This is a genomic window from Candidatus Enterococcus avicola (genome assembly GCF_047470845.1).
GTDB lineage: Bacteria > Bacillota > Bacilli > Lactobacillales > Enterococcaceae > Enterococcus_D > Enterococcus_D casseliflavus.
The window spans coordinates 1-15,476 of the sequence record NZ_JBLGTY010000005.1 but is presented as its reverse complement, the minus strand read 5'-3'; the positions used below and the strand labels follow the sequence as shown (position 1 = coordinate 15,476).

The following is a 15,476-nucleotide window of genomic DNA, read 5'->3' as shown; positions in this document are numbered from 1 at the left end:
AAGTGCCGACTGCTTCGTCGCACCTTTCTCCTTTTATGGATGAACGGTGCCACAGAGCAGCGGCGCTTTTTATTTTGAAAAGTCTTTTCGTGACAAGTAGACGGCGGTTAAAATGCCGACTAAAATAGCCAAGCCAAAGACGACGATCGTACCGATCGCATTGTCTTTTCCTGGGAGTCCCCCGGTGTTGATCCCCCATAGCCCCGCGATCAAGGACGGCACTGCCACCACTAATGCCGCAGAGTCTAAGTATTTCATCAAATGGTTTAGATTGTTGTCCATCATATCGGAGAACAAGCCACCGATGGTTTCTAGCAAGTCGCGATAGATAGTGACCATTTTCATGGCAAATTTCTGCCGCAGCTTGATGTCATAAACGAGTGCTTCATTATCCAAACGATCCAAAAATTCTTTGCGATCCATCAATCGATCGACAGTATGGTTTTGGTCCCGCAAGGTGTGATCAAGATAGACCATATCTCGTTCGGTATCGGCTAAATTGAACAATTCCTTGTTTTCCGTCGTTTTACGGGCTGCTTGATCCAAATCATCGATTTGCTTCTTCATCTCCTGCAAACCTTTGATGTAATGGGTGTAGATCATCAACGTGGCGTAAGCAACAATATCTTCATACCGCTGGATATCTTGCTCATGCTTTTCGATCAATCGTTTGATCAGATTGGATTGTTCAGATACGTAGGTGATCAACAGATCCTTGGTGTAGATAAAAGTCACAGGCTCAAGTCGGTCTTCGATCCGATCCTCAGTCGCTTCCGATAAATCGATCAAGGTATAAAGAATCGGATGATGAAACTTGGTATTACGGAGGTATTCCAACCGTGACACTTCTTCTGGATCGTTCGCTCCCATAAAAATATCTTCGGGCAGTTGATACTTATCTAACAAGTGTCGTTGTTCCTCTGGATCTGTGCCAGAAACCACTAGCCAATTGTAATCCTCCTCCGAAGATTTCCTTATTTTTCGGTCTTCCATTTTGTAATACTGAAACATGGTGACTCGCTCCTTTTCTAATTCTCTCTTAATTTAACTATCTAACGCTTACGGCTTTTTGTCAAAATAAATGGCTTTTCTTTTCGATGCTTTTTTCATTCGGGAGAAAGTGCATTTTGTTAGACGAACGTTTCGATTCATGAGAAACTTTTTATGGGCCCAATAAAAAATTTTTAGGAGGAATCGTATGTTTCGTCATCAGAAAGAATTGCAGTTTGAAGCTAAGCCAGAAAAACCAAATCCGTTAGTTGCGAAATACCTTCAAGAATTAATCGGTGGACAATATGGAGAGATGAGTGTTGCCATGCAATACTTATTCCAAGGATGGAGCTGCCGTGGGGAAGAAAAATACAAAGACATGTTAATGGATATCGCTACTGAAGAGCTTGGACACGTTGAAATGTTAGCAACGATGGTTGCACGTCTACTGGAAGGTGCACCTGTGGAAGATCAAGAAGCGGCTATGAAAAAAGACCCAACGATCGGTGCGATCATTTCTGGAATGAATCCGCAACATTCCATCGTTGCAGGCTTAGGACCACGTCCTGCTGATAGCGTCGGCAATCCATGGTCAGGTGCGTATATCATTGCTAGTGGCAACTTACTTGCTGATTTCCGTGCCAACTTAAATGCGGAATCACAAGGTCGTCTGCAAGTAGCACGCATCTATGAAATGATCGATGACCGTGGGGTCAAAGACTTACTTTCAGTTTTATTAGCACGTGATAGCTACCACCAAAATCTCTGGGCAGCTGCCGTGAAAGAATTGGAAGAAAACGAAGGCTCAATTTTAGTGCCGACTACCTTTGACCGCAAAAACGAACGCTTAGATATCGCTTATGATTTCTATAACTTCTCAGAAGGCGACCAAAGTAAAGAAGGCTCTTGGGCGAAAGGCAAAGCCCTTGATGGTGAAGGCGAATACCAATGGCTAGACGAACCAAAAGTCGAAGGAAAAGCGCCAAAACTCGATCAAGTCACACCAAAAATGTATGGCACACCGCCTGAAAAATAATTTGATCAAAAAGAGCAATTGTTTCTGAAACAGAAACCGTTGCTCTTTTTTCTTTGTCTGTTTGAGCAAGTTGGTTACGTTCCTGTCAAAAAAGCGTTAGAGTAGAATGTAGAAAAGAAAAGGAGGAATCATTTTATGAAAGCACCTTTACTGACATTAAACGACGGCAATTTACGCCCCGCATTGGGCATCGGTACCTATCAGATCCGTGGTGGCGAAGGATTGAGCCAGCTGCAAGCAGCGATCGCCGACGGGTATCGCTTGATCGATTCTTCAACCAATTATGACAATGAAGGCATTGTCGGCAAAGCGATCCGTCGCTCGGGTATCCCACGTTCAGAATTTTATATCACCTCAAAATTACCAGGAAAATACCATGGCTATGATGATGCCTTAACCAGCATTCAAGAATCCCTTGCTCGCATGGGGCTCGACTACTTCGATGCCTTTTTGATCCACTGGCCATTACCAAAACGCGGCAAATATGTCGAAGCTTGGCAAGCCTTAGTGACCGCCCAAAAATTAGGCTTGATCCGTTCCATCGGCGTTTCCAATTTTGAACCAGAACATTTGGATGCCATCATTGAAGCAACTGGTGTGACTCCTGCATTAAATCAAATTGAGATCCATCCTTACTGGGTCCAAGAACGGATGGTCGCAGAAAACAAAAAGCGCGGCATCGTAACGGAAGCTTGGAGCCCATTAGGTCGTGGCAGCGATGCCCTGAAAGAACCACTGATCACTGAATTAGCTGAGAAATACCAAAAATCAGCTGGTCAAATCATCTTGCGCTGGCATGTGGATCGTGGCATTTTGCCCCTTCCAAAATCAAGAAACCTCGCCCATCAACGAGAAAATCTTGCAATCTTCGACTTTGAACTGACTGAAGATGAAATCAATCAAATCAATCAGTTAAACAAAGCAGACGGCCGCATCGATGGTCAAGACCCAAATGAGTATGAAGAATTTGAATAAACAATGATACCTAAAAAACATCATCTGCTACTCCTTGATCGACGGAGCAACAGATGATGTTTTAATATCAATAATAAACGAATTTGCTTCCCTACTTACAGCTGATAATGGATCGCTTCTTGGTACTTTTCAAACAGGGACTGGTTCAATTCATCCCCGCCGTCTAGGTTCGCTGAGTAAAAAATCGGCGGATAGTCGACACCGGCTTCTTTTAGTTTTTGGCAAACTTCAACGATGATCGCATTTAAGATCGTTGCGCCGACTACGGTGGATGTGGGGCCGACTTTTTGTTCGACGTCAGGAATCGTACACGCTGCATCGCCAATCTCCCCATGATTGTCGATGACGATATCCGCCGTTTCAAACAAACGCAAGCCTGAAGTATGGCGGCTGGTGACTGTTTTTGAATAGGTAAGATTCGTTAATGCGATGATCTTGACCCCCTTTTCTTTGGCATGAAGCGCCATATCGATGATAACTGGGTTTCGCCCAGACACCGAATGCAAGATCAGCACATCACCTGCTGTAAAGGGTTGGGTCGCCGCCAAGGCACTACCGTAGCCTTCTAAGCGCTCCATTTTACTAGTGAAGGTGATTGGGCTGCGATCAAGCATCAGTTCTCTTCCAAAGATCGCGTTGATGGTCATCATGCCGCCTGCTCGATAATACATCTCTTCGGCTAAGATCCCAGCGTGACTTGCGCCAAAAATGTAGATGGCTTTTTTGGTCAAGTTGGCTTGCGTCAGTAATTCAATGGCTTGCTCAATCGCTGGTGCTTCTTTTTCTTCTACAATAGACAATAGTTCTTTTGCTTTTTCAAAGTATTGAAACATTTAAAACCCTCCAAACAGCTTGCCGATCAATTCACCAAGGATGCCCCATAGAGATAAATCGTTCCCACCGAAAATCAAGATCCAGTTTTGAATCGTCGTTGAGAACATCGCTGCAGAGATCCCAACGAGTGCTACCATAACGACAGAAGCTGTGATCGTACCAATAATGGCACCTCGCAAGCCCCCTTGCCCTTCGCCGATCACCGCAGCACCGCCACATTCAAAGAAGCTGGTGATAACTAAAGGAACGATCAAAATGCCAAAGACGTTGGTCGTATTGGCAATGACCACTAAAATCGTTGAGGTGATCATCGCCACGATAAAGCCGATGATTACAGCATTTGGACGATAGTTGAACAAGATTGGTACATCAAAAGCTGGTTTCGCTCCAGGAACGACTTTTTCTGCGATCCCTTGAAAGGCGGGAATGATTTGGTTGATCAATAGACGTACCCCATACAACATGATCAATAATCCTGCACCGAAGTTCAAGCCAGCATCAACCGCAAACATCACCAAGTTGCCCCCTTCAGGAACTAATACGGGCGCAATCAAACCGATAACGATATTCATCAAAAACATCACTAACGCGCCAGTAATCGATATTTCACGGAAAAACGAGAGATTTTCTGGCACTTTCAAATCTTCCGTCGATTTTTCTTTGTTTCCGACCCGTTTTGCAACAAAGCCTGAAACCAATGACAAGATCCCCGTTGGATGACCGATCAAGAATGAATCATCGCCTGTGGCATCCCACACATATTTACGCATGATCCATGGCATGAAGGACCAGTAACAAGCAGATAGAACCGCCCCTAAAATCAACAATGGGATTCCGGTAAGTCCGCCTTCAACGCCCCCAGCGACGATGACGAACGGGAACCACCACAACATGTGACCGGTGAGGAAAATCGTCTTCACAGGTGTAAAGCGAGCAATCAATAAATGAATGACAAGTCCGAAAAACATCGCTAAACCTACTGTTCCGCCGTATTCTGCCGTAAAGGTGATGTCAGAGAGCCCATCTGACACAGCAACGCCTAATTGGGTTTGAACCGCTGCATTGATCGGTGCGATCGTTCCCACCAACATATTTACCCCAGCCGTCAATGCCACCATCCCGAAGGAAGCTGTTAAGGTTCCTTTAACGACTTCTGCAAAAGGTTTTCTTTGTACCAATAACCCAATCATGGCAATGATCCCCAGTAGGACTGGCGGATTTTTTAAAATATAATCCGTGACAAAATTCATGATTATCCCTCTCTTTCAGCTAAAAATTTTTCCATTTGCTGTTTGACTTCTTCTTTATCCATATACTTTTTGATTGGATAAACGGGTGCTTTCACGGATGCTTTTAACTCATTCAATAATTCATTACTCGTAAAATAAACATCTGCTGGTGTCGCTTTTGCCGTCGATAAATCAGTATTCTCGGCAGTTGCCGTCAACCCTAACTCTTTGATTACCTTGTCGATCGTCATCTTCAATACCATTGAGCTTCCTACACCAAATCCACATACTGCTAAAATTTTCATATCCTTTTCCTCCTATTGGAATAATTGACAAATTTGTTCCCAATCGCCATTTAATATCACGTTGTATTTTTCTTCATCCATAAAGATCGCCATGATCTCTTTCAAGCTTTCTAGATGGCTTTGACTATCTGCGGCGGCTAAGACAAGAAATATCCGCACCGGTTTGCCCTCAAGATCGATGGGCTGTTTCGTTACTAAAAGGCTCATACTTTGTTCCAAAACCCCTTCTCCAGGACGGGCATGCATCAGCGCAAAGTAATCCGCCAACACCATGTAAGGACCATTTTCTTCCACACTTTGAATCATCGCTTCGATGTAAGCTGACGTAATCAGCGCTTCATCCAGCAAGGGCTGGCTGGCTAATTTTACGGCTGAGCGCCAATCTGTCACTGTCTCATCCGTTTGTATATGCTTTTCAGGCAAAGAATCCTTCACTTTCATTCTGATTTAACCTCCAACATTTTTGATAGGAACCATTCTTTGTTTTCGATTCCTTGCATGATCAATTTCATCATTGGTTCCACCTTTTGCGTCTCATCCTCTCGGATCATCAATAAAATAATGATGTCGGCTTTTTGGTTGCCCCATTCTACTGGCTGATCCAAAAGCAAAATCGAGATGGCTGTTTTTTCGACATAATTTGGATTGCCATGAGGGATGGCAAAGCCATTATCTAAATAGGTTGATTGTAGCTGCTCTCTTTCAATGACGGATTGCTGAAACTGCGCTTTTCGTTTTTCATCACTAAAAGGGGTTTGTTCGATCAGAAAATTGATGGCTTCTGTTTTGCTGGCAAATCGCTCGAAAAAGACGGTTGGCTGGATCATCGATTGGGCTTGAAGAAGTAAACCATTTTGATCGACCACCGCCTCATTATCGATGACTAAATCGATGTAGTGATTCATGATCCGCTTCATGTCGCGATTGGTCACCATAGGCGAGATCCGCACCACAGGTTTTTGAATCCCGACAAGATCGATGGTTGAAATAATAAAATCGATCGCCGAGATGTCCATCTGCTTTAATTTTTCAACTGAAACGGTTTCGATACTGTCGATCTCTGGCAGAATGCGACGAATTTTCGCAGAGACAAACGAGCTAGTGCCGACGCCATTGGGACAGACAAAAATGATTTTATTCATGCGGCGCATTCGCTCGATCGCTGCTTGAAAATGGATTGTGACAAATCCGATCTCATCATCAGAGATCCCCACTTGATACGCTTTCAAAAAATCATGGAGCGAGAACCAGACCACGCCATACAAGGCAGGATAGTTTTGCTTGATTTCCTCTAACAAAGGGTTGACGACTGTGGTTTGCGCTTCGATCCGCAACAGCAGTTGATACAGATGGATCGTCACATCTTCTTCCAATCGATTGTCTTGGGTCAAGTCGGTGCCTAAGCCTTCGCTGATTTTTTGAATCAAGTTGCGCACTTTTCCCCGAAAGACGAAAGGAACTTTTTCACTTTTCATAAAAAATTTCAAGCCGCTACCGACAATCAGGTAGGTTAGATATTGCACTTCTTTTGGTGAAAATTGATAAATGTGCTGTTCTTCGATTTCTTTCAGTAGCTCATAGACTAACGGATATTTGTCGAACTCCAAAAACAGTTTCCCCACTTGGCGATTTTCTTCAATCACTAAGTTTTCCGCATGACTCGCCCGTTCGATCAGCAGCACGATGGAAAGGACGATACTTTGGATGTAGCTGTCGGGCATTTCCACTTGTTTTTCCATTAACGCTCGACGAAACGCCTGATTTACTTCCTGGTATTTCGCAGGTTCCACCAACAAGGAAAACGCCGCTGGTTGATCCAGCATCATTAAGCAAAAGCGTTTGAGCACCCGATGGATCTGGGATTCACTTCCTTCAAAAAATGTACCTGAATTATCAAATCTCAGGCGCAAGCTTTCTTTTTGAAACAGTTCTTTTAAATAAGAAATATCTTTTGCAATACTGCTGCGGGAAACGAAATAATCCTCTGCTAACTGCTGATAGCTGAGGTGCTCGCCAGCAATCAACCGTTTAAAAATCAAAATCCTTCGTTCCGATGTCCCCGAATAATTCATTTTCATACGCTCACCCTCTACCTCTATTTTATTGCTACTGTACCAAATTAGAAGGCTAATTGTTAGATTAAAGAATGATTAAAAGGAGTGTACACTTTGATTTTCAATGCTCCTGCAGGCATTTTATAACAATTTCAAGGCGCTTTTTTTCACAATCTGCCGCCTTTCTCTTATAATTAAGCTAGGATTTATATAGGAGGAGATAACATGAAATGGCGTGGGGGTAGACAAAGCAGAAATGTCGATGATCGAACGGGGCGATCATCTGGCTCAGGCGGGATGCTGGCTGCTGGTGGCGGGATCGGTACGGTGATCATCGCTGTTTTATTTTTCCTGTTTAGCGGTGGTGATTTAAATTCGCTGCCGGATGTCTTGGGTGGCAGCGGTCAAGCAGCCAATTACCAGACAGAAAATGTGGGCACCAGTGAGTACACGGAGGAAAAAGAGTTTTCCGCAGTCGTATTCGGCTATTTAGAAGATTATTGGCAAGACGTTTTTCAAGAGCGGCAAGAAACCTATCAAGACCCGACACTCGTATTATTTACGGGAAGCGTGCAGTCGGCATGCGGCTATGCCACGTCACAGGTTGGTCCGTTTTATTGCCCAGCAGATGAGAATGTGTACCTTGATCTTAGCTTTGCCAATGAGCTTTCCGATAAATATGGCGCAAGCGGCGACTTCGCAATGGCCTATGTCATCGCCCATGAAGTCGGTCATCATGTGCAAAATGAGCTGGGGATCACCCAACAATTGGACAAAATCCGCCAGCAAGTTTCAGAAAAGGAATACAATCAGTACAGCGTTCGTTTGGAACTGCAAGCTGACTACTTAGCTGGTACTTTTGCGAAATACTTGCAAGGCGAAACCTATCAAGGACAACCGATCTTAGAAGCTGGCGACATTCAAGAAGCAATCACAGCTGCCAATGCCATCGGGGATGATACGCTGCAAAAAGAATACCAAGGCTATGTTGTTCCAGATAGTTTTACGCACGGCACATCGCAGCAACGCGTGGACTGGTTTAACCGTGGCTATCGTTATGGTGACTTAGCACATGGCGACACCTTTAATGTCGATAGCCTTGACTTGAGCAAGTAGCTTCAATTAAAAAATCACTCCGAAACAGCATGAACCGCCTGCTGCTTCGGAGTGATTTTAGGTTCTTGTTGCCCCTTCAAGCCTTTTGGTGAAGGGACGCTTTACGCTTTCTTAACTTTCGCAATGATTTTTTCGCAAAAACGTGCCTGCTTCGTCATACTTTTTTCACATTTCGAGACTATTATATAAGCATACCAACAAACAACCCTAACACTTTTTCATTTTTACTCCTTTGCCTGTCAGTCCCCGCTGACAGGCTCTTTTTTGTCTTTTGATTGATATACTCAGACCTGCAAGTCTTTACGCTCATAACGGGAAAAGGTGCCAAAGAAACAGATGATACCGATCAGCAGTACCCAAAGGACTGATGTCGCGCCGTTATCCATGAGTTGGACGGGTAATGCCATCCGCACAGGTGAAAGTCCTGCCAGCCATTCCAATTTATCGTAGAGTTCCCCCACGATGTCGAGCAAATACAGACCGAACACGCAGCCTAAGCCGACGCTGGCGGTTTGTTTGCTGGAACGCAAGATCGTGGATAAAAAGAAACCTAGACAGAGGAAAAAGACTAAGACACCGTACTCGGCAACGAAGATTTTGCTGATTTCTTCTATAAAAGCGGACAGGTCATCTTCAGGTAGTTTGAACAAAGCAAATGAGGCCAGACTACTGCCATAAGCAATCAGCAAAAAGCCAGTCAGCAACAACAATCGAGCGAGGAACTTCCACCCAACGATTTCTCTGCGGCTAATAGGCTGAGCGTATAAATACTCGATCGTTCCTTCTGATTCTTCAGTGATCAGACTGTTCAAGCCTAAAAGCATCCCATAAATACACGCAGCGATAAATAAGTATTGAAAGTAGTACCCGAAAAAGCCTGTCGGGGAAACCAAGCTTGAGGGTCCTGTCAGTTGGATGTTAAAGATGCCTAGTAATTCTGGGCTGAAAGAGCCCAACATCTGGTCTAACGACGTTTTCATTTCTGGCGTGATCATTTGAGGATAGATAGCCGTAAATGCAAAAATGATTGCTGCAAAAAGGATCGCCCAGACTAGCCAGCCTTTGAAGGTATTTTTAAGATCGATTTTCATTAAAGTCATTTTTGAGAACCTCCTTCATACAGGAGCATAAATTGCTGTTCAAGGGTTGGGTGTTCGATCGTGAACTCTTTAATGGCAGGATTGGTTAAAAAATGTGCCAGCTGATTCATGTCCCCTTGATAGAAAAAACGCAAGCTGTGTGATTCCTGAGCAAGAACCTGTACGTTTTCCAAGCCGGCTAATGAGAGGCTACCCTCATTCGTGAGCGTTACAACTTTGCCGAAATTTTCTTCCTCACTCAGTTCTTTCACGGTGATGATCTGTCCTTCACGAATAAAGGCGGTCCGATGGGCATAGGTCTGAATTTCATGCAAATCATGGCTAGATAGAAAAATCGTCATCCCCTGTTTGTTTCTTCTAAGGAGCTCTTCAAACAGCCGTTTTTGGATCAAGGGATCTAAGCCATTGGTCGGCTCATCTAAAATCAACATTCTCGGTTGTGCAATCAAGGCGCTCGCAAGCCCGACTTTTTTCTTGTTCCCTAAAGAAAGTTCTGCGATCGATTTGTTTGGATCAATTTGAAAAAGCTCCATCAACTCCTGAATCTCTTTTTTTGGCTGCTTGACTTGATGAAAATCCGCCGTAAATGCCAGTAGTTCTGCTGTCGTCATTTTTGAATAAAACCGTACATCACTGGAAACATACCCAGTAAACGTTTTGATCTCTTTGGCTGCTTGTTGGCAATCTCGTCCAAAAATCGCCGCCTGTCCTGCATCTGGTTTGATAAAATTCAACAATACTTTGATGGTCGTTGATTTTCCCGCACCATTTGGTCCAATAAAGCCAAAAATCTCTCCTTCTGCCACTTGCAATGATACGTTCTCGATGGCGTACTTCTTGTTGTATTGTTTGCTTAGTCCGTTGATCGTAATGGCATCCATCCTGTCCCCTCCTTGTACTGCTTTGATGCCATCAGTGTAGCCTTATTTGGCGTTTCCGTCAATCAAAGATCTAAAAGGCTTCCGCTGGAATGTTTTACGAAAATCATCAACAGATTGACACACTTCTATTGCTTTCTCTTCCTATTTTTTTCACATTTTCCCGTTACTATAAATACATACCAACAAACAACCCTAACACTTTTTCATTTTTACTCCTATCCCGCCAGTCCCCGCTGGCGGGCTCCTTTTTTTTGCGGCAAAAAAACGCAGACCTAGCAGCAACTGACTTTAGCAAATGTAGCACTCGCTAAAGTCAATTGACTGACTATCCTGCGTTTTTTGGCTCGATCATTTCTGGGACGGATGAATCAATTCTGAATCATCCGTCCCACTTTCATTATTGACAATGCGTCCGTTTTTTTAGTTTTCATGGGGTGATTTGTTAACGAAACGGATTGTAGAAACGTCCGCCATTAAGTACCATCAAGGACAATCCGAGCGCCACGATCAAGCAAACGACAGCAATCGCCAAAAGATCTTTGCCTTGGATCGGCTTAGCTTTCAGCCAGGTACGCTGCTTATGTTTGCCAAACCTTCTTAGCTCCATGGCAGCAGAAATATGGTCGATCCGTTCCAAGCTGGAAAAAATCAAAGGAATCGCGATCGCGACATTGCCTGCCACTCGCTTGCGCAAAGGTGCTTTTTTAGAAAGCTCCACGCCCCGTGCTTGCTGCGCTTTGGCAATGGTCCGAAAATCATCTTGAATATCGGGAATGTAACGCAAAGCCAGTGCGACTGCATAGGCGATCTTGTAGGAAATCCCGATGCGGTTGATGCTGGACGCTAACTCACTAGGATTGGTGGTAAACAGGAAAATCAATCCTGGCGGAATCGTGACAAAATATTTGATCAATAGATTCAACTCATAAAACACTTGCTCTTGGGTCAATGTATACCGACCGATCCCTTCGAAAATCACGTGGCGCGTACCGTAGATCTCCACCCCGTATTCTGGTGCGAAAAGATAGACCGCCACCAAATTCAAAAGCGAAAAGAAGATGATAAATTTTAATACAAAAGCGATATCTCGGTAGCGAATTCCAGCACTGGCAAATAGAAAGACCGAAAACAATGCCAGTCCAATGAGAAAGCGCGTATCATAAGAAATCATCCCGATGACGGATAGCAGCAAAAAACAAATCAGTTTTGCAGCACCGCTTAATTGGTGAATCCACGTTTTGCGGTCAAGATAGCCGATTAGATTACTCTCCATCGTGTCCCTCCTTCTCGCTGGCAATGAAGGCGGCAGTAAAAGCGGCGGGATCTGTCAGCTGGTTAAGGGTCGCCAGTGTATACAAGCTGGTTTCTTTGAGGTTTGCGGCACTCACCACTTGTTTGTCTGCTAAGACAACTTCTGGCGGAGCGTCCAGCAAAATCGTTCCTTTTGTCAAAACGATCGTCCGCTGTGTATACTCCAACATCAAATGCATATCGTGGGTGATCATAACGATCGTTAATCCCCGCTGGTTCAACTCCTGTAAAAATTGCATCATTTCGGTGTAATGGCGATAGTCTTGTCCCGCTGTCGGCTCATCCAATAAAATGAGTTCAGGATCTAAGACGAGGATCGCTGCAATGGCGGCTCGGCGTTTTTGCCCATGACTTAGTGCCGACAATGGCCATGAACGAAACGGATAAAGACCACAAATTTTCAAGGTCTGATGAACTTTTTCTGTAATTTCAGCCTCTGGAACGTTTCGGTTGCGCAAGCCTAAGGCAACTTCGTCAAACAGGAAGTTTTTTGACAGCATTTGATTGCTGTTTTGCAACACATACCCGATTTTTTGCGCTCGTTCTTTGATGGAATCATTGCCCATGTTCGTTCCTTGCCAAAGCAACTTGCCAGAAGTCGGAGTTAAAAAGCCGGTAATCAAATGGGACAAGGTCGATTTTCCTGCGCCATTATGCCCGACCAAACTAATCATTTCTCCTTGATGGATGGTAAAATCCAGTGCTTGCAAAATGGGTTTGCCCACTTGGTAGGAAAACGATAGATTCTTCGCTTCCAACAACGGCGGCTGATGGCTAGGAAGCGCCGGTTTCGGAAATTTTTCTTGAAACTGAGTCAGTTTTTCGGCAATCTCAGGTGATGCAAATGCTTCTACCGCGACCAAATCAGCAGCGTCGGTCACGGGAACCCCCGCTTTTTTTAAAGCAGCTAAATACAGCGGTTCACGAATGCCGACTTGCTGCAGCATATCCGTTTTTAATAGTTCATTCGGTGTACTGTCGGCAAGGATGCGGCCTTCTTCCATCACGATGATGCGATCGACAGCTGCGGCTAACACTTCTTCTAAGCGATGTTCAATGATGATGGTGGTAAAACGCTTCTCTTGATACAGCTGGTCGATCATTTTGATGGCTTCCACACCTGTTTGCGGATCCAAGTTGGCTAGCGGCTCATCAAACAGTAGAATCGGTGTTTCATCGATCAAAACACCTGCCATTGAAACACGTTGCTTTTGGCCACCCGATAATTCCTGCGGTTTTTTCGCCAAATGATCCATTAAGTCAGTCTTTTCTGCCCAAAAACGCAGCGCCTCTTGCATCACTGCTTGACTGCGCTGATCGTTTTCCAATGAAAACACGATATCTTCTGCTACGGTCAAGCCTACAAATTGGCTATCGGTGTCTTGCAGCACCGTGCCGACGGTCAAAGACAGCTCATAGATGGAAGCTTGCCCAAAGGCATTGGTACCGATTGTCAATTCTCCAGTACTACTGCCTTTGTCGTTTTGCGGGATCAAACCGTTCAAACATTTTCCTAATGTACTTTTGCCAGAACCGCTGGCACCGACGATCAGGACTTTTTCTCCTTCATAGATCGTTAGATCGATGTTTTTCAAGGTCGGTTCCGCTTGTGCATCATATTGGAAAGAAAAATTCGTAAATTGAATGATTTTTTGTTTCATTTTTAGCCTTCACACATTTCTTTGGTTAGGATTCCTTACTCAAGCTGCCTTTTTTGGTTTTGGTTTGGGCATAGGCTTTTAGCAGGATCACTCCGATTATCCCAGTTACGACTGCATTGGTCAATCCCGCAATGACTCCTTGCGTAAAGACTTTGTTCGCTGGTTCGCCATAGATCAAAATATCCCCGATCGGGGCAATGATCACCCAGACGACCAAATTTGCGATCGTTTCACCGATCAAGAAGGTCCGAATTTCTTTAGCGCCAAAGGTTCCTTGCTGGATTGGAATCCAACGAGTCAAAAGTCCAAAGAACACCCCTAAGATCCCAGAGGCGGCGATCCAAGACCACCATGGACCATAAGTCGTTAAATCTCCTAGAGCATGACCGATAAAACCTGCTAAACCAGCCACGATCGGACCGTAGACAACGCCTAATAGCGCCAAGAAAGGATAGGCTGTGGCGATATCTGTATTTGGGAAACCCGTCGGAATCGTGACGAAACGTTTTAAGACGAAAAAGACCGCAGCACCGATACCGATTGCAACAATGTGTTTTACTGTAAATTTTGATTGATTCATTTTTCATTTCTCCTTTTTTTAAGGGTAATTTTCCAATTCGTGCCAGTCCCTATTTTATAGGTTTCAGCAAATGAAGCCAAGTTGAGCCCTAAACCGATATTCAGCAAGGAATTGACATATAAGACGGGTTCTTGTTCTGCCACTTGCGCAAAGGAGCGTCCGAAACGCACTTCTTCTTGATAACGCAGGGTATCTTGGTAGTAGATACTGACGAGCAGCGACTCATTGTATTGGACCTGCCATTGCTTAAAGAACGTGTGGGGAATATTCGTCCACAACGAACCAAAGCGGATATCGAGAATATCGATCGTCCCTGTGATCGTTTCAGCTGTTTGGCTTGGCTTTTCAATGGCAAAAACTTGGATCGCTTCTTTAGGTTCAGGTGTTCCTAGCTCTTCAAAGCTGATGGCGCCGCTGGCGAGCCGAGCGGCATTATACATATAAACATCCCGACCATGAAACGTATGGCTTTCGGCTGATCCTGCCAAGCGCTCAGTTGCCTCATTGATCACCCGAAGTTCAGCGATTCCGATATAAGTCGCTAAATAGGTCAGGGTGCCGTTATCTGGTGTCAAAACCAACTGCCCGGTCGCCAGCTTGGCAACCACACTTCGTCGATCAGACCCTACGCCAGGATCGACCACTGAAACAAAGACGGTTCCTGCTGGCCAATAGGTGACGCTTTGTAGCAGGCGATAGCTGGCGTCATGAATGTTGTATGGCTCGATCTCATGAGTCAAATCCGCAATGACCAGCTCTGGTGCCACTTGATAGGCTACCCCGTACATCGCATTGACCGCTCCATCTTGCAAACCAAAATCGGTTTGAACCACTAATTTGTGCATTTTCTCTCCTCCCAACAACCTTTCTCCTTTTCAACAAAACCTTCGCATGAAACAGCTGACCCTACAGACACAAAAAAAGCCCTTAGCCAAAGCTAAGGGCATCACCTGCGGTACCACCTTAATCTGTAAAACCTTCACAGGCCTCACCTCATTCAGTACCCGAAAACACTCGGAGACTGTCGCTTGTTAACGGGGCAACCGTATTTTCCTAATTAGTCAGAAAATCCGCTCCAAAGTCATTTTCAAATCATTTGTTGTCGTTCCTTCTCACCTGCTGGAACTCTCTGCTAGACAACGCCCGTGATTCTACTTTCTTTTTCATCGCGTTTGCATTTTGTTTCATTAAAATTATCAAAGCTTGTGCCTTTTGTCAATTCTCTTTTAAGAAAAAATTCAAACAGAAGCCATAATTTGTCAAAAGATTCACGCAATTTCTAAATTTCACTCGAAAATTCTTCATATTTTCTCGGTATGATACCTGTATACCAACAAACAACCCTAACACTTTTTCATTTTTACTCCTTCCCGCCAGTCCCCGCTGGCGGGCTCCTTTTTGCCT

General features: G+C 44.5%; 15 protein-coding genes, 1 pseudogene and 1 other annotated feature. Of the genes and pseudogenes, 3 read left to right on the top strand and 13 right to left on the bottom strand.

What is annotated here, in order from left to right:
• Positions 1–69: 69 nt before the first annotated feature.
• Positions 70–1,011, bottom strand: a complete 942-nt coding sequence (locus ACI3E5_RS06305; RefSeq protein WP_144770727.1) for a magnesium transporter CorA family protein — start codon at positions 1,009–1,011, stop codon at positions 70–72.
• A gap of 187 nt (positions 1,012–1,198) precedes the next feature.
• On the opposite strand from ACI3E5_RS06305, the gene ACI3E5_RS06300 reads away from it, so the two are divergent.
• A complete protein-coding gene (locus ACI3E5_RS06300) occupies positions 1,199–2,026 on the top strand; it encodes a manganese catalase (protein ID WP_010747709.1) in 828 nt (275 codons plus the stop codon).
• Positions 2,027–2,161: 135 nt separating this feature from the next.
• A complete protein-coding gene (locus ACI3E5_RS06295) occupies positions 2,162–3,001 on the top strand; it encodes an aldo/keto reductase (protein WP_005225416.1) in 840 nt (279 codons plus the stop codon).
• A gap of 95 nt (positions 3,002–3,096) precedes the next feature.
• On the opposite strand, the gene ACI3E5_RS06290 is transcribed toward ACI3E5_RS06295, so the two are convergent.
• The 5 genes from ACI3E5_RS06290 to ACI3E5_RS06270 are packed head-to-tail and all read right to left on the bottom strand — an operon-like array spanning position 3,097 to position 7,447.
• On the bottom strand, positions 3,097–3,834 hold the full coding sequence (locus ACI3E5_RS06290; protein WP_005225415.1) for an SIS domain-containing protein: 738 nt from the start codon (positions 3,832–3,834) through the stop codon (positions 3,097–3,099).
• Entirely contained in the window at positions 3,835–5,085 is a 1,251-nt protein-coding gene (gene ulaA / locus ACI3E5_RS06285) for a PTS ascorbate transporter subunit IIC (protein ID WP_060791761.1), read from the bottom strand. It abuts the gene before it with no gap.
• A gap of 2 nt (positions 5,086–5,087) precedes the next feature.
• Positions 5,088–5,369 (bottom strand): PTS sugar transporter subunit IIB, encoded by a 282-nt coding sequence (locus ACI3E5_RS06280; RefSeq protein ID WP_005225413.1) that lies wholly within the window; start codon positions 5,367–5,369, stop codon positions 5,088–5,090.
• 12 nt (positions 5,370–5,381) lie between these two features.
• On the bottom strand, positions 5,382–5,810 hold the full coding sequence (locus ACI3E5_RS06275) for a PTS sugar transporter subunit IIA (protein WP_010747707.1): 429 nt from the start codon (positions 5,808–5,810) through the stop codon (positions 5,382–5,384).
• Positions 5,807–7,447 carry a BglG family transcription antiterminator gene (locus ACI3E5_RS06270; RefSeq protein ID WP_060791760.1) on the bottom strand — a complete coding sequence of 547 codons (1,641 nt, stop codon included), beginning with the start codon at positions 7,445–7,447 and terminating at the stop codon, positions 5,807–5,809. Before ACI3E5_RS06270 ends, ACI3E5_RS06275 begins: the two co-directional genes overlap by 4 nt.
• 201 nt (positions 7,448–7,648) lie before the next feature.
• Between ACI3E5_RS06270 and ypfJ the strand changes: the two genes are divergently transcribed.
• Positions 7,649–8,539, top strand: a complete 891-nt coding sequence (gene ypfJ / locus ACI3E5_RS06265; protein WP_010747705.1) for a KPN_02809 family neutral zinc metallopeptidase — start codon at positions 7,649–7,651, stop codon at positions 8,537–8,539.
• A gap of 284 nt (positions 8,540–8,823) precedes the next feature.
• On the opposite strand, the gene ACI3E5_RS06260 is transcribed toward ypfJ, so the two are convergent.
• The 7 genes and pseudogenes from ACI3E5_RS06260 to ACI3E5_RS06230 all read right to left on the bottom strand — a co-directional run.
• Positions 8,824–9,639 (bottom strand): DUF2705 family protein, encoded by an 816-nt coding sequence (locus tag ACI3E5_RS06260; RefSeq protein WP_428207817.1) that lies wholly within the window; start codon positions 9,637–9,639, stop codon positions 8,824–8,826.
• Entirely contained in the window at positions 9,636–10,520 is an 885-nt protein-coding gene (locus tag ACI3E5_RS06255; RefSeq protein WP_081116807.1) for an ABC transporter ATP-binding protein, read from the bottom strand. Before ACI3E5_RS06255 ends, ACI3E5_RS06260 begins: the two co-directional genes overlap by 4 nt.
• 442 nt (positions 10,521–10,962) lie before the next feature.
• Positions 10,963–11,793 carry an energy-coupling factor transporter transmembrane component T family protein gene (locus ACI3E5_RS06250; RefSeq protein WP_005225404.1) on the bottom strand — a complete coding sequence of 277 codons (831 nt, stop codon included), beginning with the start codon at positions 11,791–11,793 and terminating at the stop codon, positions 10,963–10,965.
• A complete protein-coding gene (locus ACI3E5_RS06245) occupies positions 11,783–13,492 on the bottom strand; it encodes an ABC transporter ATP-binding protein (protein ID WP_010747702.1) in 1,710 nt (569 codons plus the stop codon). Before ACI3E5_RS06245 ends, ACI3E5_RS06250 begins: the two co-directional genes overlap by 11 nt.
• A gap of 25 nt (positions 13,493–13,517) precedes the next feature.
• Entirely contained in the window at positions 13,518–14,072 is a 555-nt protein-coding gene (locus tag ACI3E5_RS06240) for an ECF-type riboflavin transporter substrate-binding protein (RefSeq protein WP_005225401.1), read from the bottom strand.
• The gene (locus ACI3E5_RS06235; RefSeq protein ID WP_005225399.1) at positions 14,069–14,917 is read right to left on the bottom strand and encodes an SAM hydrolase/SAM-dependent halogenase family protein; all 849 of its coding nucleotides are present in this window, start codon (positions 14,915–14,917) and stop codon (positions 14,069–14,071) included. Before ACI3E5_RS06235 ends, ACI3E5_RS06240 begins: the two co-directional genes overlap by 4 nt.
• 91 nt (positions 14,918–15,008) lie before the next feature.
• Positions 15,009–15,248 (bottom strand) — a binding site (T-box leader).
• Positions 15,249–15,287: 39 nt separating this feature from the next.
• Positions 15,288–15,476: pseudogene (locus ACI3E5_RS06230) on the bottom strand (hypothetical protein); the annotation flags it as partial.

Bases quoted from the DNA above. Each gene is read 5' to 3' on its own strand.
- ACI3E5_RS06305 (WP_144770727.1), bottom strand. From the start codon at position 1,011: ATGTTTCAGTATTACAAAATGGAAGACCGAAAAATAAGGAAATCTTCG.
- ACI3E5_RS06275 (WP_010747707.1), bottom strand. From the start codon at position 5,810: ATGAAAGTGAAGGATTCTTTGCCTGAAAAGCATATACAAACGGATGAG.
- ACI3E5_RS06300 (WP_010747709.1), top strand. From the start codon at position 1,199: ATGTTTCGTCATCAGAAAGAATTGCAGTTTGAAGCTAAGCCAGAAAAA.
- ulaA (WP_060791761.1), bottom strand. From the start codon at position 5,085: ATGAATTTTGTCACGGATTATATTTTAAAAAATCCGCCAGTCCTACTG.
- ACI3E5_RS06260 (WP_428207817.1), bottom strand. From the start codon at position 9,639: ATGACTTTAATGAAAATCGATCTTAAAAATACCTTCAAAGGCTGGCTA.
- ACI3E5_RS06255 (WP_081116807.1), bottom strand. From the start codon at position 10,520: ATGGATGCCATTACGATCAACGGACTAAGCAAACAATACAACAAGAAG.
- ACI3E5_RS06235 (WP_005225399.1), bottom strand. From the start codon at position 14,917: ATGCACAAATTAGTGGTTCAAACCGATTTTGGTTTGCAAGATGGAGCG.
- ACI3E5_RS06280 (WP_005225413.1), bottom strand. From the start codon at position 5,369: ATGAAAATTTTAGCAGTATGTGGATTTGGTGTAGGAAGCTCAATGGTA.
- ACI3E5_RS06295 (WP_005225416.1), top strand. From the start codon at position 2,162: ATGAAAGCACCTTTACTGACATTAAACGACGGCAATTTACGCCCCGCA.
- ACI3E5_RS06250 (WP_005225404.1), bottom strand. From the start codon at position 11,793: ATGGAGAGTAATCTAATCGGCTATCTTGACCGCAAAACGTGGATTCAC.
- ACI3E5_RS06240 (WP_005225401.1), bottom strand. From the start codon at position 14,072: ATGAATCAATCAAAATTTACAGTAAAACACATTGTTGCAATCGGTATC.
- ypfJ (WP_010747705.1), top strand. From the start codon at position 7,649: ATGAAATGGCGTGGGGGTAGACAAAGCAGAAATGTCGATGATCGAACG.
- ACI3E5_RS06290 (WP_005225415.1), bottom strand. From the start codon at position 3,834: ATGTTTCAATACTTTGAAAAAGCAAAAGAACTATTGTCTATTGTAGAA.
- ACI3E5_RS06270 (WP_060791760.1), bottom strand. From the start codon at position 7,447: ATGAAAATGAATTATTCGGGGACATCGGAACGAAGGATTTTGATTTTT.
- ACI3E5_RS06245 (WP_010747702.1), bottom strand. From the start codon at position 13,492: ATGAAACAAAAAATCATTCAATTTACGAATTTTTCTTTCCAATATGAT.